This window comes from Rossellomorea aquimaris (assembly GCF_008180865.1).
Classification (GTDB): Bacteria; Bacillota; Bacilli; order Bacillales; family Bacillaceae_B; genus Rossellomorea; species Rossellomorea yichunensis.
The window spans coordinates 574,852-593,628 of the sequence record NZ_VTEX01000002.1 but is presented as its reverse complement, the minus strand read 5'-3'; the positions used below and the strand labels follow the sequence as shown (position 1 = coordinate 593,628).

Here is an 18,777-nt window from a genome sequence, read left to right as displayed (position 1 = left end):
ATGAACATTAGCATTGCAGCAAAAATCATGAATAAGGTAGGAAAGCAGATAACAATAGAACCTGACAAGTTAGTTGAAATAAATCCCCCTTATGAAAACTATCACTATCTAAAAAAAGTAAGGGAAGAGTGGGAATTTGGCTTACTGTTGGTAGAGAGACAAGAAATTCCTAATGAAAAAGTGATAAAACTGTTCAAATCAGAAAAGGAAGCAGCAGTGTACTTTTTAATGAATAGGCTGTCTGCCTTCTATTTTGCTAAAAGAATCCGTCCGTTTATGATGGAACATGAGGAATTTGATATTGGTGGTCCGGAATTTAATGAAAGAAAGTTTCATGAAGCCATATATCTAATAGGGATCCCCCCAACTCTGTTTTCTTTAAATGACACCATCTTAAAAACTAACAGAATAATAGTAGATGCAGAAGATGATAAATTTATAGTTAAGTATAGAGGTGAAGATGGGAAGACTATCAGCTCTACCTTACCTATCAGTAAGAAAAGAGCACTTTTCTTTGCTTTTAAGAAACTATTTCTGATTTATATATTTAATAAAGAAGTTAAAGATCTACTGATAGAACATGGGGAGGGAAATAATATTACCGATGAAGACATTAGTGTATTCTTAACTTAAAAATCTTTATAAATAAAACTTAAAGTAGTATTTAGATGAATAGAAAAAAGTTTACAATACTTAACTAATAACACTTGAGGCATTAAAGGAAGAAAAAGCACGGGAACAGTTCTCGTGCTTTTTTTTGCAATAAGCATAGAGGTGTGTGAAATTTGGACATAAATGGTATATATCATTTAATTGAAACAGAATTTAAAGTGGTCAAAAAGGAAAAAGATCTTATTTGCGTCGCACCAGTAAATGGAGAAGAATATCCTGAAACTATTGTTAAATTAACTCTAAATGAAGTAAATAATCATTATGAGCTTTTTGAAGTTGTTAGAGGAAAAGAATACAAAGTAGATGTATTTTCAGATAAATATAAATCCGTAATAGCCTTATATTTTTTTTCGAAAAGTAAGTTAGAAGTGAGAAAACATAATACAAATGGTCGGAATGAGATTGAAAGTGCAGCATCATTAAATGATATTCAAAAGACCTTAAGAACTTTTTCAGATGAACAATATTATGCGTTTTTTAAACTTACGCCAAATAAGATAATTTTAGAAAAAAGCATAAATGATAGGTATAATGTTTTATTCTTAGGTAAAAGTGACTCTAAGATTTATATAGCTGAATCTAGAAACTTGAATAGTGCTACGATTGTTCTATACAATTTTTCTATTAAACTAAGCCAATTTTATGATTCTATTAATAAGACTGAAGTGAAAAATGATCCTGATTTTATAGAAACTCTAAAAGAATTATATCTTTTGGGGTAAAGAATGCAAATATATGAAGCACGGGGACGGATCTCGTGCTTCTTTTTACATTAAGAGGAAGCACCAGAACCGTCCCCGTGCTCCACGGGATTCATGGATGACTACGGAAATATGGTAGAAGCAACAGTAGAAAATTTGTTAGACTACGGGTATATCGAGAAAATAATTGAGTAACGAAGGGAAGATTTCCTTGAATACAAAACAGTTACTACATATTTGTAAAGAATTAGGTATTAAGCTAATTGTAGATGATGCATCAATAAGAGAACAAACAGGATACTATGAAAATTATAATCAAATAGAGGCTAGTAATAAAGAATGGTATTATTCAGAGATGAACTTTGAAAATAGGCCTTCCCCTGAAAGAGAAAAAATAAAAAAATTCCATTATAAAGAGGCAGCAATTAAATTTTTAAAGACGTTGAAGAAACTCTATTTTGAAAAAATTCATTTTCCAAATAATCCTATTAGAAATATGAGAACCTTTGAAGAAACGAAAAAGTTCTTTGATTCTTTAGGCATTAGGGAGGAATGTTATAGTTTCAATAAAATGAGACCTCAATCAATTGTTGCCGAGGTGCTAGATAGTAAGCTGGTAGTAAGTTATATTGATCAAAAAGAAAAGATTAGATTTTCTACGATGCCCTTAAATTTCGAAAGGGGTATTTTTGCAATGTACAAACTGACATATTCCCTTCACCTACTTAAAGTAGTTGAGAAGATATATATAGAAAATGGAGTATTAGAAAATGAATTTGATGATGATGATATTGAGATCTTTATTAAGTAAAGGAAATTTATGGAGTGGTTGATGGGACGTGATGCACAGGGACGGATCTTGTGCTTCTTTTTACATTGGTAGAAAGCATCAGAACCTTCCACGCGTTTCAGGTCCGCACCTTCAAACGGGTAAACCATATATTGGAGGCTTAGAACAATGGTATATAACGAACCTAGACAGCTTAATAAAACCGTAAACTTTATAAAGGAAGCTGAAAAAGTGAAATTGAAGCTAGAGTGTGAAATTAAAGCACACCAATTAGGTCAAGGTAAAGATGGGACTATAAGTCAACTTGAAAGTTTCTATCAAGATATCGAACTAATGATTAGAGGCAAAATCCATATCCCGTCATATCCAAGAACTATTGCTGACTCGGGGGATTTAATAGTGAACTTGGAAAACAATTATTAGATTTATATGAGAAATATAAGAAGCTAAGTTAACTACCGCTGAAAGAAACAATAAGTAACTAGGTGATAAGGGAGCTCGGGGACAAATCTCGTGCTTCTTTTTACATTGATAGGAAGCATCAAGCATCAGAACCGTCACCGTGCTTCTGAACCGTCTCCATAAAATATTAAAGAAAATGCCGAAAACGGATAAGGCAAAAGAGGTATATGAAAACTATTTGAAAGAAAAAGAGGAGAACGGTCAAAGGTAAAGAAATGGATTTCCATTATCAAAAAACGTCCAGAGTAAATAACCCTGGACGCTTTTTAATGATAAATATCAGCTGCCTGTATGTTGTTTGTCTTTTTCCACGGCTTTCAGTCGTTGACCTTCGTCTGCAGAAGTAGTCTTCTCTTGATCGTTTCCATTCATAAGATCGCTGGTAGCACTTTTGAATTCTTTTAATGTGCTTCCGAAAGCACGTCCGATTTCTGGCAGTTTGGAAGGTCCGAAGATGATCAACGCGATGACTAGGACAAGGATTAATCCTGGGATTCCGATATTGGTTAGCATAATTTCCGCCTCCTGATATGTTTATAGAATGGGCATGCCGTGGCGTGCGAATGCAGCTGCTTCTAGGTCTGACATTCCCTGGACTTCGGCAAAGGCCGATAGTGTGTCTGAAATTTTCGGTGCGTAGGCGGCCGGCGGTGCAGCATGGCCCATCAGCCTTCTACGGGATGCATTTTTTCTGGCGAATGGTCCCCAGATCGCAAAGGTCATGCCGGGTGATTGAATATTGATGAAGAATGTTCGGCCGTCTGTAGAGAACGTTGGTCCTGCAAGCTCAGAATTGTTCACTTTATTTTCTGCGAACACGTACGTTTCGCCTTCTGGTGTCATCCCGATGACACGATCGACTCCACCGCCGTCTTCCGCGATCCACAGGTCTCCCCATGGTGTGATGCAAATATTATCAGGCATTTCAAGGTCATTCTGCGCAGTAGATTCATAGAAAAGCTCCAGTGTGTTGGTGGCCGGGATATAGCGGTAAACACGGCCCAGATCTTTATCCCCGGCGGATGTATCATCAAACCAGAACACGCCGCCTTCAAAATAAGCCCCCTCGAGACGGCTGAAGGCAATGCATCCTTGTCTGCCTGCATCAAGGGTCGGTTTCTCTGGATTGACATCCTTCCATACAATCCCGAATTTCTGACCGGTATGGAAAGAGCTTGTTTCGTCTCGGCTCATCTCTTCGAAGGCTGCCGCTTGAAGCTTTCCGCCTTTTTGCAGGGCACCGACCCTTTGACTGCGGTCGTTCGGAAGGAAGCGATACAAGTAACTGGGACCGGCGTCTTCGGTTAAATAGACGATTCCTGTTGCCGGGTCAATGGCCGTGGCTTCATGGGAAAAGGCACCCATGTCGCGGATCGGGGTTTTTGAGATGTTGTTTTCTGGGTTGTGTGGATCGACTTCAAACACATAGCCATGACCTTCTGCAAGCGTTTCTTCACATGTGAGCCATGTGCCCCATGGAGTCGCTCCGCCTGCGCAGTTACGGATGGTACCGGAGGAAGAGACATATTCCTTCATGACTTGGCGGTCAGGACCGATCACCAAGGAAGTTGTCCCGCCCGACTCTTCACGACGGTAAGGATTTTTCCCGATCACGGGATATGGACTATTTCCGCTCAATTCATGGTTTCTCACGAGGATGGTGGAGTTATGGGGACCACTATAGGCGGCCATCCCATCGAACTTGGCTGGGACGGGTCTGCCATCGGATAATGTCCCGCCTTCCTCTGAAATGATCCGGTACTGGAAACCGCGGGGAAGATCCATCACTCCGCCAGGGTCCTTGACAAGCGGCCCATACCCGCCGGCTGCTTTACTATTTTTCGACGTGCCGGCAAATGCTTTATTTCCACCGAAAGACATCAATCCAGTGCTGCCGAGGGCAAGGGCAGCTGTACTGATCCCGCTTGCTTTCAGAAAGTCTCTTCTGTTCATATCGTGTTTATTCACGTTTTTTCACTCCTTAGAACTAAATTCTCTTGACCTGCATGTGACTCCGTCGATTGAGAAGCACGTTTCTTATAGGCGATCGTTGAACATGTAATGCTGATTTCATATAAAAGAAGAAGCGGCAAGATGACGAGTACATCCGACAGGAAATCCGGCGGCGTAATCAACACGGAAATGACAATCAGTAAAAAATAGGCGATCCTTCTTGATTTTTTCAATTTGGCTGGATCCAAAATGCCAAGTACCGTCAGAAAGACGATCACTAAAGGCATTTCAAATAACAATCCAAAAGGGAGAGTAAGGTGCAGCATAAACCGGAAGTATTTTTCCGCCGTGAACATCGTTTCAAATTGGCTGGCTGACAGGGTGGTCAAGAAATTCAGGACGATGGGAAAAAGTAAAAAGTAACCGAACCCAATCCCGGAAATGAACAAAAAGAACAGTGCTGGTATGAAGCGTAAGGTGACTTTTCTTTCTGTCGGACTCAGACCCGGAGCGACAAACCGCCATATTTGGTAGGCAGCGACAGGAATGGTTGCAGCCAGTGAGAAGACAGCGGCAATCATCAAATACACCCAAAGAATCTCACTCGGTCCGAGAATCGCAAGCTTCATGTCTAAATCCCTGATCAGCCACCCGTAGATCGGTTTCATAAAAGCCATCCCCACTATAAGGAAACCAATGAAGGCGAGTACGGTTTTAATGGCCCGGCTCCTGAGCTCTTCCAAATGTCCAATCAGCTGCTGGTTGCGATTTTTCATGGCCTCAGCCTCCTTGGTGCTAGTTCATTTGCATGTGTTTGCCTTTTTGAGCTTGTTTTTTATGGGCTCGGGTGTGCGCTTCATGACGATCCTCTTCCACCTCAGTCGACATTGGTTTCCCTTGAGGAACGGTTGACGTTGATATTTCCTTCAGCCCTTCTGAATCTTTCTCGTAAACAAATGATGCTCTGGTTGAAATATCTGCACCGGGACTCGAGACGAATGGAACCACACGATAATCTGCTCTCCACTCGTTCGGCGTGACATGACAGCGGACATACCCGCGATAATCGTTGAAAAATTTAATATGTTCGTTCTGGGCAAGAATGCGGTCCGTGTCTGCGCGCTTGTCTGCCCCGTTTCCACCTGATGTGATCGACGTGCCGACAAACTCGGCTCCAAGCATGTGGGAAGACGGATCATCAAAGTCTGCCAGGAGATTGGAAGCCCAGTTCGCGTGTACATCACCTGTCAGGACAATCAAGTTATCCATGTTTTCTTTACGGGCAAATTCCGTGATGCGCTCCCTTGCAGGCGTGTAGCCATCCCAGCCATCCATGCTGTAACGAGGTTGATCAGGGCTTGGACCATAATTCCTTTTGGCAAAAAAGATTTGCTGGGCAAGTACATTCCAGGAGGCAGTCGATTTGCCAAGATGATCAAGGATCCATTGTTCCTGCTCGCCGCCCAGCAATGTGCGTGAAGGATCCAGGGATTCTGCCGTCTGGGGAGAGCTTTTATCTCCATTCGCTTGATCTGAACGATACTGACGGGAATCGAGCACCATGAAATTCGCTAAGTTCCCGTATGAGAACTGACGGTAGAGCTGCATGTCCACTCCATGTGGCATCGACGATCTTCTTAACGGCATATGTTCATAGTAGGCTTGGTAGGCAGCCACACGCCGGTTCACAAACTCTTCCACAGACTGGCCTTTTTCCGGGATCATGTCAGCATAGTTGTTTTCCACTTCATGGTCATCCCATGTGACAACCCAAGGGAAAGTCGCATGAGCAGCCTGCAGGTCCGCGTCTGAGCGGTATTGTGCATGACGGTTTCGGTAGTCCTCTAACGAACGGATTTCAGGACCTTTATGGTGTCGTACGTTTCCTGTACTTGCTACATACTCATCAGGACCGTATTCATAAATGTAGTCGCCAAGATGGAAAACGAGATCAAGGTCTTCTTTGGCCATGTGCTTATAGGCAGTATAATAGCCATGCTCATATTGCTGGCAGGAAGCAAAGGCGAAAGTCAGGCTTGCGACGTCTGCATTCAGGGCAGGAAGGGTTTTCGTTTTCCCGATCGGACTGTAATCCTTCCCGACTTTGAACCGGTAATAGTACACCGTACCTGCTTCCAGGTTCCCAACTTCTGCATGAACGGAGTGAGCGAGGGCAGAACTTGCAACTTCCGTACCGCGCTGAACAATACGACGGAAATGTTCATCTTTCGCGATTTCCCACTTCACTGGAATGTTCCGATCAGGCATGCCGCCGCCATTAAGGGGGTCGGTGGCTAAACGTGTCCATAATACGACGCTATCCGGGAGCGGGTCACCAGAAGCTACCCCGAGTAAAAACGGATAATCCTCCAACCCGGCTTCTTCTGCAGAGACAGAAAAACCACCCATCGATTGAGCCATCACCATCCCTAAAGAAATGCCGGCGACTTTCCCCGCCCCTTGGAGGAAGCTGCGACGGTCGACCCCTTTATGTAAGGTCTCTTCATTCAGTTTTTGAATCCAATTTTCCATCGATCTATCATTTGTCATGCGGATGTCTCCCTTCATGAATCTATTGAATCGAACAGTTCATAGTATAGGAGACCATTTTTAAGGTACTGTAAATGAATGTAAACAGAGGATAGAACAGGAGGGTCGTCATTCCCGGGACAAAAGGATGTTTATTAATTGAATATTTCAATAAGTGGGGAAGATTCAGCAGATTTCACCAATTTTTAGTAGGAGGTCAGCCCCAATTTTCTTAACATGGGTGAAAAGAAAACTACATAATAAAATAAATAGCATGGTAAATGGAAAAATGGATTTTCGGTATGCAAAGGGGTTACATGGGGACGGTTCCGACTCTGCTTCTGTGGGTGAGATGAAAGTGGTTTAAGAAAAAAACTAAGAATGGTGATTAAGTATATTCTCTAAGGAACCTGTTTTCAATCATCTCAAAAACGGTTATAGAATAGAGAAAGAAATATTGACCGTAGCAGATTTTGTCCTATAAGATGATATGCTTTCGTTTTAACATTTGCAGTGAGATAATTTGAGAAACTAAAAGCTAGAGGAGGAGTTATTAATGAAGAAAGTCATGAACAAACCTGAAGATTTGGTCGTGGAAATGTGCAATGGGATGGCTATGGCTCATCCGGAGCTCGAGTTTATGAAAAAGTACAAGGTCATGAAGAAAAAGGATTTAAATGAAAATAAGGTAACCTTGATCAGTGGCGGGGGAAGCGGACATGAGCCTGCACATGCGGGACTTGTGGGGAAAGGGATGCTCGATGCTGCTGTGTGTGGTGATGTGTTTGCGTCGCCTTCGCAGATCCAGGTCTATCAGGCGATTAAAGCAACAACCGGTAAAAAGGGAGCCCTCTTGGTCATTAAGAATTACAGCGGGGATATCATGAATTTTAAAAATGCGGCTCACTTGGCTTTAGAGGATGGCATCCCTGTGGAATATGTCAAAGTCGATGATGATATTGCCGTGGAAGACAGCCTTTATACAGTGGGGCGCCGTGGTGTCGCAGGAACCGTGTTGGTACATAAAATAGCCGGAGCGGCTGCTGAAGAAGGCAAGGACTTGATGGAAGTCAAAGCCGTGGCAGAGAAGGCTGCTGAAAATGTCCGCAGCATTGGCTTCGCACTGACATCCTGTACCGTCCCAGCCAGTGGATCTCCGACTTTCAAATTGGATGATGATGAAATCGAATATGGCGTCGGGATTCACGGAGAGCCGGGGACAAGACGGGAAAAAATCGCGTCCGCTGATGAATTGGCACAGCGTATGGTGAGCGACCTTCTGAAGGATCTGAAAATAGAAGATGGGGATTCTTCCGAAATCGCGATCCTAGTAAACGGCTTTGGGGGTACGCCCTTGCAAGAACTCTATCTTTTCAACCATGCCGTTACCAGAATCTTATCGGGTAAAAAGATTGCGATTAACCGTGCGTTTGTCGGCAATTACATGACAAGCATCGATATGGAAGGCGTTTCCCTGACCGTAATGAAGCTCGACGAAGAGTTGAAAACATTGCTGTCAAGCGAGAGTACTGCGCCTGCGTTCAGAGTGGACGGACCGGTACCGGGTGTGGAGTACATCGACCTCGAGGAAGATGATGAAACGAAGCCGGTATCATTCGAGGTGGAAACGCCGGAAGAGTATGCTGTGATCAAGAATAATAAGGCAACACTTGATAACGTGATCTACCTCGTGGATAAAATGAGCGACATCATTATTAAGAATGAAGTACCTTTCTGTGAATTGGATTCACATGCAGGGGACGGAGATTTCGGAATGAGCGTCTCCAAAGGCTTCAAGCAATTGAAACGGGAGTGGAAAGATATCCTGAGTCAGGATAATCTCACAATCGGCAGCTTTTTAGACGCAAGTTCCATGGTTATCATGGAATACTGCGGTGGTGCTTCCGGTCCGATATGGGGATCTGCATTCCGGGCTGCAGGGAAAGCGGCAGAAGATCGAATGGAGCTGACCGTGGAAGAATTCGCTAATATGCTGCAGGCTGCCGTGAAGGGAATCCAGGATACAGGCGAAAGATCCTTCGGCAGAGGGGCAGAGGTCGGCGACAAAACACTCGTGGATGCACTCGTTCCTTGTGCGGATTCCTGGTCAGAATGCGCCGCAAACGGTGATGACTTCAAGACTGCTTTTGAAAAAGGAGCAGCGGCCGCTGTAGAAGGAGCCGAGAAAACCAAGGAAATCGTTGCCCGGATGGGACGTGCCGGTACCGTAGGGGAAAGAAGCCTCGGTCATCCGGATGCCGGTGCCTATGCGCTGGGGGTTATCTTTACGGAGCTTTCGGGGAGTTTGAAGTAAAAATGGAAGGAAGCAAGGGGACGGTCCTCTTGCTTCTTTTTTTTGTGCGTCGGAAGTAGCAATAATGTTTTTCAATACTTTTAAGTCTTTTGAATGAAAATTATTGGGTTAATCAGGCATGGAGTTTATGTTGATTTGTGTCGTTTTTTGCACATATAAACGATGGTGCCTATATCCAAGGTGCCTGCAATAACCCAATTGCTTTATAACAGAATAACGGAAATAATTTAAGATGAACGGTTAGTGAAAATATAGTTTGATAGGGGAGAGAAAACACGGAATGAAAAAAAAGCTGCAAAAAGCGACCATCATTGCGTTAGGAGCAGGGCTCATTTCTGGAAGTCTACCAGTATCGTATTCTGGTCTGCCTTCAGAAGCACAGGCTGCTTCTAAGACACCGGACGTTTTAATCCAAGACTCGGTGAAGGTAGAGGCTCAATCAGGTTCTTCACCCACTGAGCAGGCACTTCAAGAATTGTCTCCAGAACAAAGGGAAGCCCTTGTAAAGCTGCAATCGATCAATCAAACAGGTTTGCATCTGGCACCGGAGATTGATCCGGATAGTACGGAAGAAATTTCTGTTATCGTTGAGTTTAAACAGAGTCCGTCCAAAGTGGCAGTCATAAAAGCCAAAGCAGAAGGAAAAGACTTGTCTGAAGCACAAGCCAAAGCTCAAGTCGAGAAGGAACATGATGCGTTTAATAAAGACTTAGATAAGATATTGGATGGAAAAGGGAAGGGCAAAAACGCTGGATACATAGTAAAACGATCGTATAAAACAGCCTTTAACGGTGTATCTATGAAACTCCCAGCCAATCAAGCGAAAGCATTATTACAATCCAATGCCGTTAATGCTGTGTACAGTGATGCTGACGTTCAAGTAGAACCACTTGTTCAAACGAAAGATATCGATGCTGAACACAGTGGAATCGGCATGTCAGATGAACGTTCCTACTTACAAGTGGACAAGCTCCATGAAGAAGGCTTCACAGGAAAAGGCATTAAAGTAGGTGTGCTTGATACAGGTATCGACTATAACCATCCTGATTTGAAAGCCGCTTATAAAGGTGGATATGACTTTGTCGATAATGATGAAGATCCAATGGAAACGACCTATGAGGATTGGAAGGATTCAGGAAGGCCGGAAGTTTCGGGTGGCAGAGTCTATTATACAAGTCATGGGACGCATGTGTCAGGGACGGTTGCCGGTCAAGGGACGAATCAGAGTAAATTCGCCACAAAAGGGATTGCACCCGATGCTGAATTGCATGCGTACCGTGTTTTAGGACCATATGGATCTGGAACGTTTGAAAATGTCATGGCAGGGATAGAACAAGGGATTGAGGACGGCATGGATGTGATGAACCTGTCACTCAGCGGTGCCCTGAATGATCCAATGAACCCTGTGAGTATGGCTGTGAACCATGCCGTATTAAGCGGGGTAACGATGGTGCTTTCTGCCGGGAATTCAGGGAATGCCATGTATACGCTGGGTACTCCGAGTGCCGCTGCACTGGCGCTCACGGTAGGGGCGAACGATGTACCAGTGACTCTCTCTACGTCAACAGGATCATTGGATGCATTGTCTGTAGACTTGCGTCTCATGGCGATAGGATACGGGGATGATCTTGACCAGCTAGAGAAAGATACCCTTCCAATTGTTTATGCAGGTATGGGAGCGGAAGCGGATTTCACAGGCAAGGATCTGGAAGGCAAGATTGCCCTTATAAGCAGAGGGCAAAGCATTCCACTAGTGAATAAGATCCTGGCTGCAAAGGAACTTGGTGCAGCTGCCGTGCTCCTATTCAATGATAATCCGGAAGAAGGCCATATCCCTGCGTATTTTGCTGAAGGACGGGAATACATTCCCACTTTTTCACTAAATAATGAAGAAGGATTGGCTCTAAAAGAAAAGCTTGAGTCTGGTGAGAATGACTTTACATTTGGAGAAATGAAAGAAGAGAAAACACAAGGTGATACGCTGGCAGAATTCAGTTCGCGGGGACCATCCCGTACAAATTACGATATAAAACCCGAAGTGACAGCACCTGGGGTCTCTATGATGTCCACCGTTCCATCAGATGTAGTGAACGGGGATAATGGGGACGATTATCAATACGCGTATCAACGATTCTCCGGTACCTCCATGTCGGCTCCGGTAGTAGCAGGTATATCGGCACTGTTAATTGGATCGAATCCTGATTTGAGTCCGTCCGACATTAAAACGATCCTGATGAACACAGCAGATCCATTAAGCAAGCCTTACAGCGTATTTGAGCAGGGGGCAGGGCGGGTGGATCCGTATGAAGCCATTCATTCAACAATGGAAATCACAGTAACAGATGAAACTCAACTGATTGAAAACGGGGAAACCGAGACGATCGATGAAGAAACAGGAGGTCTTAGTTTCGGCCGGGTGGTTTACACCGGGGATCACATGTTGGATAAACGTTCTGTAAAGCTTACCAACAATGGGAAAAAGGATAAAACATTTGATGTGACGGTACAATTCCAAACAGGATTGAGTGAATCCAAAGACGCAGAAAAAAATGGAGTAAACGTCACAACCACTGATACCATCACTGTAAAAGGGAACAAAAGTAAAAATACGTCTGTTTTTCTTTCTATACCAAAGACAGCAGAAAAGGGGACATACGAAAGTTATGTCACCTATACAAATATAGAAGATCCTTCTGAAACGTACCAAATCCCTTTCGGTGTAACATATGAAGAAAATAAATTTGAGAAGTTTGACATTGTATCCGGCCAAACGATGGCGTCAGTGGGGTATTCAGATGTCAATCCCTTTATGAAGAATTATCTTATGATGAACTATCAGGTGAAAGGTCATATTAAACGTGTGGATTTCTTGTACGTAGATCCTGAAACAGAAGATATAGTCGGTCATGGTGGGTTCGTCAGTGGATTGAATGTAAAACCAAATAACGGTAATTTGGTATTGAATACAGGGTTTTACTTACCATTCATTGGTGATCAGAAAGAGCCGTTTTCAACGGATCCTGAATACTTGCAATCTCAATTCTCGAATGTGGTGGCTCAGTTCGTTAAACATGGAAATTATACACTAAGGGCCGTTGCTACAGACGATCAGGGGAACACATTTACCAAAGATCAATATGTGTTTGTTGATAATTCTGCCCCTGAATTCTCTATCACCTCCCTGCCACATGGTGTCTATGAATATGAAGAAGGACAGAAATCCGTTCGGGTAGAGGGGAGCATCCATGAAGAAAACATCGACCACATGAAGAAGTATGGGTTCGATGTTAACCAGGCTTCCAACGAAGTTGTACTATACTACAATAAAGAAGTTCCAAAGTACAACCAATACATCACTACTGCTAAATATGCGCCAAATGGAGACGTTCCACTTAATCCGGATGGAACATTTGCAGCTAATCTGCCGCTTGATGATTCCCTTCCGATTCTACCGGTTCGATTCTTCGGTGTCGGAATATCGAGTGCGGTGAATTATCCAAACGCACATGCCACCTACTTCGTCAAGAAAGGAACACCATATGTGGATGCGACACCGGATAAAATTAACCCGACAATGGGAGAGACTGTCACCTATACGATCAAAATGAATAATACCTCAGGAATCAAAGATCAAACCTTTACCTTTGATTATTTGAGTGACCATTTTGAGATAGAAAGTGTAACCGTCCATCCGGAATTGGAGAAAAAGGCAAGCGTTCAGATGAATCATGAGGATACTGCAAATGGAGCGGGAACGAGAAAACAAACGATTCATTTGGACATAAACAATCCAGAGAGTCTAACCGGCACCACCCCTGCTGTGAATGTAAAAGTGAAAGTGAAAGATGAAAAATACTATGAGGGTGTCCTACAATTACAAAATATAACGTCTACCTATACGAATGGGGAAGGCACTGAAGTCTCTCTTCCTAGTGTAGCTGTGGAATCCTATGTTGACCCGTCTTTTTCACAGGTGAAAGTTCCTGTTTTTGCAGAGGGAATTCCGTTTGGGAATGATTTTACCAAAGCAGGGATTGATGGGTATGCAACAGATGATTCCAACAATCAGTACGACGGAACGATTGTCATGGAGAATAACGGGATTGCTGAATATCCAAGACTTTATGTTAAATTGCCGATTACAGACGAAGAATTCACCTACTCCATCCATGTACCGGGGCACTTTAAATATAGCAACCCATTCACGGTCTTTAAGCAAATCGGGGATAAGATCCGAGGCGAATTTGACACCGAGGGCTTTCCTCAGATGATAGCAGGCGATGTCAACGGTGACCAGGTCATTGATATCATGGACGCCATCTATATGCAAACATACTGGGGAACGGATCACCGTGATGCGGATATCAACTTTGATGGTATAGTTGATATGAACGATTTCAAATTCATCGAAACAAACTATGGCCTACAAAATCCTACCGATCCACGTGCACCGAAAGCAAAAACGAAATACAAAAATAAGACGCTGGAAAAAGTGAAGAAGGAATTAGAAAGCTAGAAAGCTAAAGAAGCAAGGGGACGGTTCCCTTGCTTCTTTTTTCGATTAAAAGGAAGGCAGAAGAACCGCCCCACATGTTCCTCCCGATTCTCCCTTTGAAAAGATTGGTCCCTTGGTTGTTAAAAATGGGGAGCCAAGGGACCTGTCCCTATGGTCTCAATCAAAAGTCTTAGAAACATTTCAAACGAATTTCGGAGCCATTCTTTTTGGCAGGATACTAAAATGAAGGAAAAAAGGAGGTACCACCATGATTAAAGGATTATATGAAGCTCATTTACCTGTAAGTGATATGAGACAGTCCATCGAATTTTATCAGAAGCTTGGTTTGGAGCTGGCTTATGAGAGCGGGAAGGTTTCCTTTGTCTGGATTGAGAAAGGGAGAAGCTGGCTTGGGTTGTGGGAGGCGGATGAGGTGAACATCCCGTATCATGCTTCCATCCGGCATATTGCCTTTCATGTCGAAGTGGAGGATATCATTAAGGCGAAGGAATGGTTAAAAGAAAGAGAAGTCGAGGTGCGGGAAGCGTTCGGGTTTTCAGCAGAACGGCAGCCGATCGTCCTTCCCAACAATCCACAGGCCCATGCTTGTCTGTATTTCGATGATCCCGACGGAAATTCACTTGAATTCATCGCTCCATTGCGATTGGATCATCAAGAAGAGTTTGAGATGATGACGCTTGAGGAGTGGATGGATAGGAGGAAGTAAAGCACGGGGAAGGTTCCTTTGCTTCTTTTTTTGATGAATTGGAAGCGGGAGAACCGTCCCCGTGCTTCTATTCTGAGGCAGCATCCCTCAAGAATTCGCTGCAGATTGTTGAGTAAAAAAATGATGGCATCCCTTTGGAACTAAATCCCACCTCAAACGTAAATAAAATAAAGACTCAAAAGTGGGAGGCAAAATCATGAATCAGCTTTATATCAAGCAAAAAGTATTCAGCCTTAGCGGGAAATTCACGGTAAAGGATCAAGAGGAGAAGGACCGATATTATGTGGAGGGAAGCTTTATGAAGGTTCCGAAGACTTTCTCCATAATGAATACAAGCAGGGATGAAGTGGCCCTTATTACGAAGAAGACGTTCAGCTTTTTACCGAAGTTTTTTGTTGAGGTGAATGGTCAAGAGGTATTGACGATCAAGAAGGAATTCTCCATTCTGAAAGCTCGCTATACGATTGATGCGGCAGGCATTGAAGTGCAGGGGAATTGGTGGGATATGGATTTTCAAATATTGCAGCATGGCGAGGTTGTAGGCGAAGTGGGCAAGGAGTGGTTCACTTGGGGCGACAGTTACAGGGTGAAAGTAATGAATGAAGAGATGGAGACGATGATGATTGCTCTTGTTATTGCGATTGATTGTGTGAAGGCGGATGAAGCGGCTGCTTCTTCGGTTAACTGAGAGTGTAAAATGGAACAGCACGGGGACGTATTCGAGGCTTCATATGATGAAGCCTCGAATACGTCCCCGTATAATTGATAGACTAACTTCACTAATCCCAGATAAATAGTAAGTGTTCTTTCAATAATTAAGTAAATAATAAGACTGCAACCCTTTTATAGGATATCAATTCATGTATAGGCGAAAAAACCCTAATAATACAACTAGGTATAGTAGAGCATATACCATTCTAAATTTAATTTTATTAGAATAAAATAAATATATATAGATAACTGTTAAAACTATAAAAATTAATAGATATATATTATCCGACATACTCTCACCGCCGATTTTTAAATTTTATTTATCTAGACTTACATTTATATGTCAAAGCCCAAGTCATATCAAGAATAACACCTTTACCTTTATTATGCGATTTCATGGTTTTCTCTAGTTTTTGACAGTATGCCCCTATGATACCTCCGATACCAGCCACAGGAGGTAACCAGAATAAGGAAGCCAAAAGGAATTGTTCATGATCTGCAGCGTCTTGCAATTGCTTAATTGCTGTTTTAGCTTGTGAATTACTATATGTAGCTCTTACTTCCCACCAATAAGTTTTAGAAGTATAGCCTTTACTAGCAGCAGCAAAAGATGCTTGGAAATTAGATTTATTAGCGATTGATAAATCGTCATTAACTACTACTTGTCCATTTGCCACTTGCCTATTAACTTCTTTAAAAGCCCCTTCTAAAACCTCTACTTGATTTTGAGAATCTTAAAGTTAATATTGTTGTTGCTCCTAAAATAAGTGTCTTTTTCATTTTACAAACTACCCCTATGTAATTAATATTTATGCCCAGTCTTTGAAATTAGATTTCATAGACAGTTATCCCCTTTCTTAAACTTATTAATATTTAATAAGTTTATATTCACCATACAATTTTTTCATTTTCCCCTATTAAAAATATTTTTTCAACGAGAATGATTTTAACATACTATACATTTTTTTCCTTTGTAATCAATCTTAAATAATCCTTAAATTTCATTCTTCCCTTTTTTAGGGTGGTTGTTGAAGGCTTGGGGGAACCGGGGTTAGTCAAGACGGAACGGAGGGACGGGTTCACTGTCCCAGTTGCAAGTTAGACATTATTAGGAAGCTCCAGAACCGTCACCGTGCTTGGGTATATCACCTAGCCTGTCAGTCTATTTTTATTGGAGAGACTTATGTTGCTTTAGGTGAAAATGCCCAGAAAATATAGTTTAGTAGTATATTTTTACTGAAATGTAAAAATGTGTTGATTAAATTTTGTTTTAGCAGGATAATAAATTTGCTGTTTGCGCAAATGGTAAAATTTACGTTTTAAGAGGATGTCTGGAAAATGAAAAAGAAATTAACAAAGGTATTTGGAGTGGTGATAATAACTGCTATTATGATGACACCAATAGCTGCTCAAGCTGCTTTAAAGAATTTTACATTTGATATGACCCACCAACTTACAATTGGTACATATACTTCTACAAAAGAAAGTGTAACGGGTACAATCAATATGACTAGTTGGGGTGGAGATAACTATTTCACTATACATGTTTATGAAAAAAAAGGCGGTTCAAGCGTTTTGATCACTAGATTAGGTTATGAGAAATCTAGTACCGGGTCACCTTACGGAGATACTGATACTGCAGTAGTCAAAGGTCATACGTACACTTATGAATTATGGAAAAATTATAATGGACTTAGAATAAAGGGTTCAGGAACTTTAGATTATTAAGTTTTAGATTTTGAGAGGTTGGAGTTCTAGTATGTTTAATGCGTTGTATCCTACTATAATAATCATTTCTTTATTTACTATTTTTTTGGGTTACAAATATTTAAAAGGATATATATCCGTTCTCCATTATGTTTATTGGTTGATTTTTTCTGTTTATGCTTCAAACCTAGTGGTTATAACACTATTCCCTTTTCCATATCAAAAAGAGTTAATCCAAATCATGATAGAGGACAATTTAGGGGTAGAGCATAATTTCATTCCTTTTAAAGCAATAGCAGACGCGATAAACTTTGGTGATCCAATTATAGCTTTAAAGCAAATCGGAGGAAACATCCTATTATTTATTCCATTGGGATTGGCGTTACCCATTCTATTCCCGACCATAAAAAAAGGTAAGGTTATAGTTATCGGCTTTCTCATAAGTCTAAGTATTGAATTAATACAATACATGGCTGGCTTTTTCCTTGGCTTTAATTATAGAAGCTTTGATGTTGACGATTTAATGACTAATACGTTAGGAACCGTAATAGGCTTGTTCGTATACACTCTACTTTCTAATTTTCTCGGGAAATCAGAATTGTTACTAAATCATACTGTTAAAGAACATAAATAATCATCAAGGCAGAAATTGAGAAATTAAGTTTCTTTTAGGAACTATCTAAAGCTTATCATTACAAAAAACTAATAGATTTCAGGCATTTGAGGAGGAAATAAAATGAAGAAAAAACTGATTACATTTTCTTTACTTTCATTGTTAATAGTAAGTGCGATTATACCTTTGGCAGCTTCTGCGGCTGAAACATGGGATTATGGTTATGACAAAACGAATATGCGCCATTATAACCATTATTACCATTCAAGTTATAGTCATTATACGACAACGACTAAAAATGGCATCACTTATTTTGGTCCGACAGCAAGCCCAGGTTATTGGTCCCGCTTTTACTTAGATTACACTGGTCCATATAAAGTTACTTTTAACAAATATATTAAGTAAACGGCGAAGGGGAATTATATTGTTTGAATATAATTCCCCTTCCTTATGAAAAGGAGAGTAGAAATGATCAAGATTGAGCGTATGAATAAATCTTTTCAACGAAAAACGTTATTCAAAGATTTTAACCTGGAAGTGGGATCAGGAGAATTTATCGGGATCATGGGGAAAAGCGGGCAAGGGAAAACAACGCTCTTAAATATGATGGGCACTCTCGAAAAACCGGATTCAGGGATGGTCGAAATCATGGGGCATCGTTTGGATAATAAGAAGACGCAGAGATTCCTATTAAGAAATCATATAGGTTTTATCTTCCAGAACTATGCGTTAATTGATAATGCAACCGTAAATGAAAATTTAGAAATCGCCCTTAAACATAAGAAAATGACGAAACAACAGAAACGAGAGGCCATGACAAATGCTTTAACGGAAGTCGGTCTTAAAGACTATGAGAAAGAAAAGATCCATACCTTAAGTGGTGGTGAACAACAAAGGGTGGCATTGGCTCGGTTACTTCTGAAGGACCCGGACATAATATTAGCGGATGAACCAACTGGATCTTTGGATGTGGAGAATCGGGACAGGATTGTTTCTCTGTTCCAACAACTACATAACCGCGGAAAAACCATCATCATGGTCACGCATGATGAAGATTTGTCCCAAGTGTTTTCAAGAAAGATACAGCTGTAAAGGGGGAGCAC

General features: G+C 41.7%; 17 protein-coding genes. 12 read left to right on the top strand and 5 right to left on the bottom strand.

The features are described from left to right. From FZC88_RS10510 to FZC88_RS10495, 4 genes are all read left to right on the top strand, one after another. Window positions 1–633, top strand: a complete 633-nt coding sequence (locus tag FZC88_RS10510; protein WP_148967588.1) for a hypothetical protein — start codon at window positions 1–3, stop codon at window positions 631–633. A 152-nt stretch (window positions 634–785) separates the two neighbouring features. Further along, window positions 786–1,394 (top strand): hypothetical protein, encoded by a 609-nt coding sequence (locus FZC88_RS10505; RefSeq protein WP_148994807.1) that lies wholly within the window; start codon window positions 786–788, stop codon window positions 1,392–1,394. 190 nt (window positions 1,395–1,584) lie between these two features. Further along, window positions 1,585–2,184 (top strand): hypothetical protein, encoded by a 600-nt coding sequence (locus FZC88_RS10500; RefSeq protein WP_148994805.1) that lies wholly within the window; start codon window positions 1,585–1,587, stop codon window positions 2,182–2,184. Window positions 2,185–2,331: 147 nt separating this feature from the next. Continuing rightward, the gene (locus FZC88_RS10495) at window positions 2,332–2,586 is read left to right on the top strand and encodes a hypothetical protein (RefSeq protein ID WP_148994803.1); all 255 of its coding nucleotides are present in this window, start codon (window positions 2,332–2,334) and stop codon (window positions 2,584–2,586) included. A gap of 318 nt (window positions 2,587–2,904) precedes the next feature. On the opposite strand, the gene FZC88_RS10490 is transcribed toward FZC88_RS10495, so the two are convergent. Genes FZC88_RS10490 through FZC88_RS10475 form a run of 4 tightly spaced genes read right to left on the bottom strand, consistent with a single transcriptional unit; the run spans window position 2,905 to window position 7,128 of the window. Continuing rightward, window positions 2,905–3,138 carry a twin-arginine translocase TatA/TatE family subunit gene (locus FZC88_RS10490; protein ID WP_148994801.1) on the bottom strand — a complete coding sequence of 78 codons (234 nt, stop codon included), beginning with the start codon at window positions 3,136–3,138 and terminating at the stop codon, window positions 2,905–2,907. Window positions 3,139–3,159: 21 nt separating this feature from the next. After that, entirely contained in the window at window positions 3,160–4,593 is a 1,434-nt protein-coding gene (locus FZC88_RS10485) for an alkaline phosphatase PhoX (RefSeq protein WP_148994800.1), read from the bottom strand. Further along, entirely contained in the window at window positions 4,590–5,354 is a 765-nt protein-coding gene (tatC, locus tag FZC88_RS10480; protein ID WP_148994799.1) for a twin-arginine translocase subunit TatC, read from the bottom strand. The genes FZC88_RS10485 and tatC overlap by 4 nt, the downstream gene beginning before the upstream one ends. 19 nt (window positions 5,355–5,373) lie before the next feature. Further along, complete coding sequence (locus FZC88_RS10475) at window positions 5,374–7,128, bottom strand: alkaline phosphatase D family protein (protein ID WP_148994798.1); 1,755 nt, start codon at window positions 7,126–7,128, stop codon at window positions 5,374–5,376. Between the two features lie 535 nt (window positions 7,129–7,663). Here FZC88_RS10475 and dhaK point away from each other — a divergent pair. The 4 genes from dhaK to FZC88_RS10455 all read left to right on the top strand — a co-directional run bounded on the left by dhaK (window position 7,664) and on the right by FZC88_RS10455 (window position 15,331). Further along, window positions 7,664–9,421, top strand: a complete 1,758-nt coding sequence (gene dhaK / locus FZC88_RS10470; protein WP_148994797.1) for a dihydroxyacetone kinase subunit DhaK — start codon at window positions 7,664–7,666, stop codon at window positions 9,419–9,421. 280 nt (window positions 9,422–9,701) lie between these two features. Next, window positions 9,702–13,937: a S8 family serine peptidase gene (locus tag FZC88_RS10465; RefSeq protein WP_148994796.1), complete on the top strand. Its 4,236-nt coding sequence runs from the start codon at window positions 9,702–9,704 to the stop codon at window positions 13,935–13,937. A 247-nt stretch (window positions 13,938–14,184) separates the two neighbouring features. Continuing rightward, the gene (locus tag FZC88_RS10460) at window positions 14,185–14,643 is read left to right on the top strand and encodes a VOC family protein (protein WP_148994795.1); all 459 of its coding nucleotides are present in this window, start codon (window positions 14,185–14,187) and stop codon (window positions 14,641–14,643) included. 196 nt (window positions 14,644–14,839) lie between these two features. Next, window positions 14,840–15,331, top strand: a complete 492-nt coding sequence (locus tag FZC88_RS10455; RefSeq protein WP_148994794.1) for an LURP-one-related/scramblase family protein — start codon at window positions 14,840–14,842, stop codon at window positions 15,329–15,331. A 343-nt stretch (window positions 15,332–15,674) separates the two neighbouring features. Here the strand turns inward: FZC88_RS10455 and FZC88_RS10450 are convergent, their stop codons facing one another. Beyond that, entirely contained in the window at window positions 15,675–16,031 is a 357-nt protein-coding gene (locus FZC88_RS10450) for a hypothetical protein (protein WP_148994793.1), read from the bottom strand. Window positions 16,032–16,692: 661 nt separating this feature from the next. On the opposite strand from FZC88_RS10450, the gene FZC88_RS10445 reads away from it, so the two are divergent. The 4 genes from FZC88_RS10445 to FZC88_RS10430 all read left to right on the top strand — a co-directional run bounded on the left by FZC88_RS10445 (window position 16,693) and on the right by FZC88_RS10430 (window position 18,766). Continuing rightward, the gene (locus FZC88_RS10445; RefSeq protein WP_148994791.1) at window positions 16,693–17,082 is read left to right on the top strand and encodes a hypothetical protein; all 390 of its coding nucleotides are present in this window, start codon (window positions 16,693–16,695) and stop codon (window positions 17,080–17,082) included. Window positions 17,083–17,113: 31 nt separating this feature from the next. Next, window positions 17,114–17,695, top strand: a complete 582-nt coding sequence (locus FZC88_RS10440; protein ID WP_148994790.1) for a VanZ family protein — start codon at window positions 17,114–17,116, stop codon at window positions 17,693–17,695. Window positions 17,696–17,797: 102 nt separating this feature from the next. Next, window positions 17,798–18,079, top strand: coding sequence for a lactococcin 972 family bacteriocin (locus FZC88_RS10435; protein WP_148994789.1), 282 nt, complete (start codon window positions 17,798–17,800; stop codon window positions 18,077–18,079). A gap of 63 nt (window positions 18,080–18,142) precedes the next feature. Then, the gene (locus FZC88_RS10430) at window positions 18,143–18,766 is read left to right on the top strand and encodes a putative bacteriocin export ABC transporter (RefSeq protein ID WP_148994788.1); all 624 of its coding nucleotides are present in this window, start codon (window positions 18,143–18,145) and stop codon (window positions 18,764–18,766) included. Window positions 18,767–18,777 lie beyond the last annotated feature (11 nt).

What these genes read in the sequence shown, in the direction of transcription:
- FZC88_RS10430 (WP_148994788.1), top strand. Translation starts at nt 18,143, where the DNA reads ATGATCAAGATTGAGCGTATGAATAAATCTTTTCAACGAAAAACGTTA.
- FZC88_RS10435 (WP_148994789.1), top strand. Translation starts at nt 17,798, where the DNA reads ATGAAGAAAAAACTGATTACATTTTCTTTACTTTCATTGTTAATAGTA.
- FZC88_RS10455 (WP_148994794.1), top strand. Translation starts at nt 14,840, where the DNA reads ATGAATCAGCTTTATATCAAGCAAAAAGTATTCAGCCTTAGCGGGAAA.
- FZC88_RS10465 (WP_148994796.1), top strand. Translation starts at nt 9,702, where the DNA reads ATGAAAAAAAAGCTGCAAAAAGCGACCATCATTGCGTTAGGAGCAGGG.
- FZC88_RS10475 (WP_148994798.1), bottom strand. Translation starts at nt 7,128, where the DNA reads ATGACAAATGATAGATCGATGGAAAATTGGATTCAAAAACTGAATGAA.
- tatC (WP_148994799.1), bottom strand. Translation starts at nt 5,354, where the DNA reads ATGAAAAATCGCAACCAGCAGCTGATTGGACATTTGGAAGAGCTCAGG.
- FZC88_RS10460 (WP_148994795.1), top strand. Translation starts at nt 14,185, where the DNA reads ATGATTAAAGGATTATATGAAGCTCATTTACCTGTAAGTGATATGAGA.
- FZC88_RS10440 (WP_148994790.1), top strand. Translation starts at nt 17,114, where the DNA reads ATGTTTAATGCGTTGTATCCTACTATAATAATCATTTCTTTATTTACT.
- FZC88_RS10495 (WP_148994803.1), top strand. Translation starts at nt 2,332, where the DNA reads ATGGTATATAACGAACCTAGACAGCTTAATAAAACCGTAAACTTTATA.
- dhaK (WP_148994797.1), top strand. Translation starts at nt 7,664, where the DNA reads ATGAAGAAAGTCATGAACAAACCTGAAGATTTGGTCGTGGAAATGTGC.
- FZC88_RS10445 (WP_148994791.1), top strand. Translation starts at nt 16,693, where the DNA reads ATGAAAAAGAAATTAACAAAGGTATTTGGAGTGGTGATAATAACTGCT.
- FZC88_RS10490 (WP_148994801.1), bottom strand. Translation starts at nt 3,138, where the DNA reads ATGCTAACCAATATCGGAATCCCAGGATTAATCCTTGTCCTAGTCATC.
- FZC88_RS10510 (WP_148967588.1), top strand. Translation starts at nt 1, where the DNA reads ATGAACATTAGCATTGCAGCAAAAATCATGAATAAGGTAGGAAAGCAG.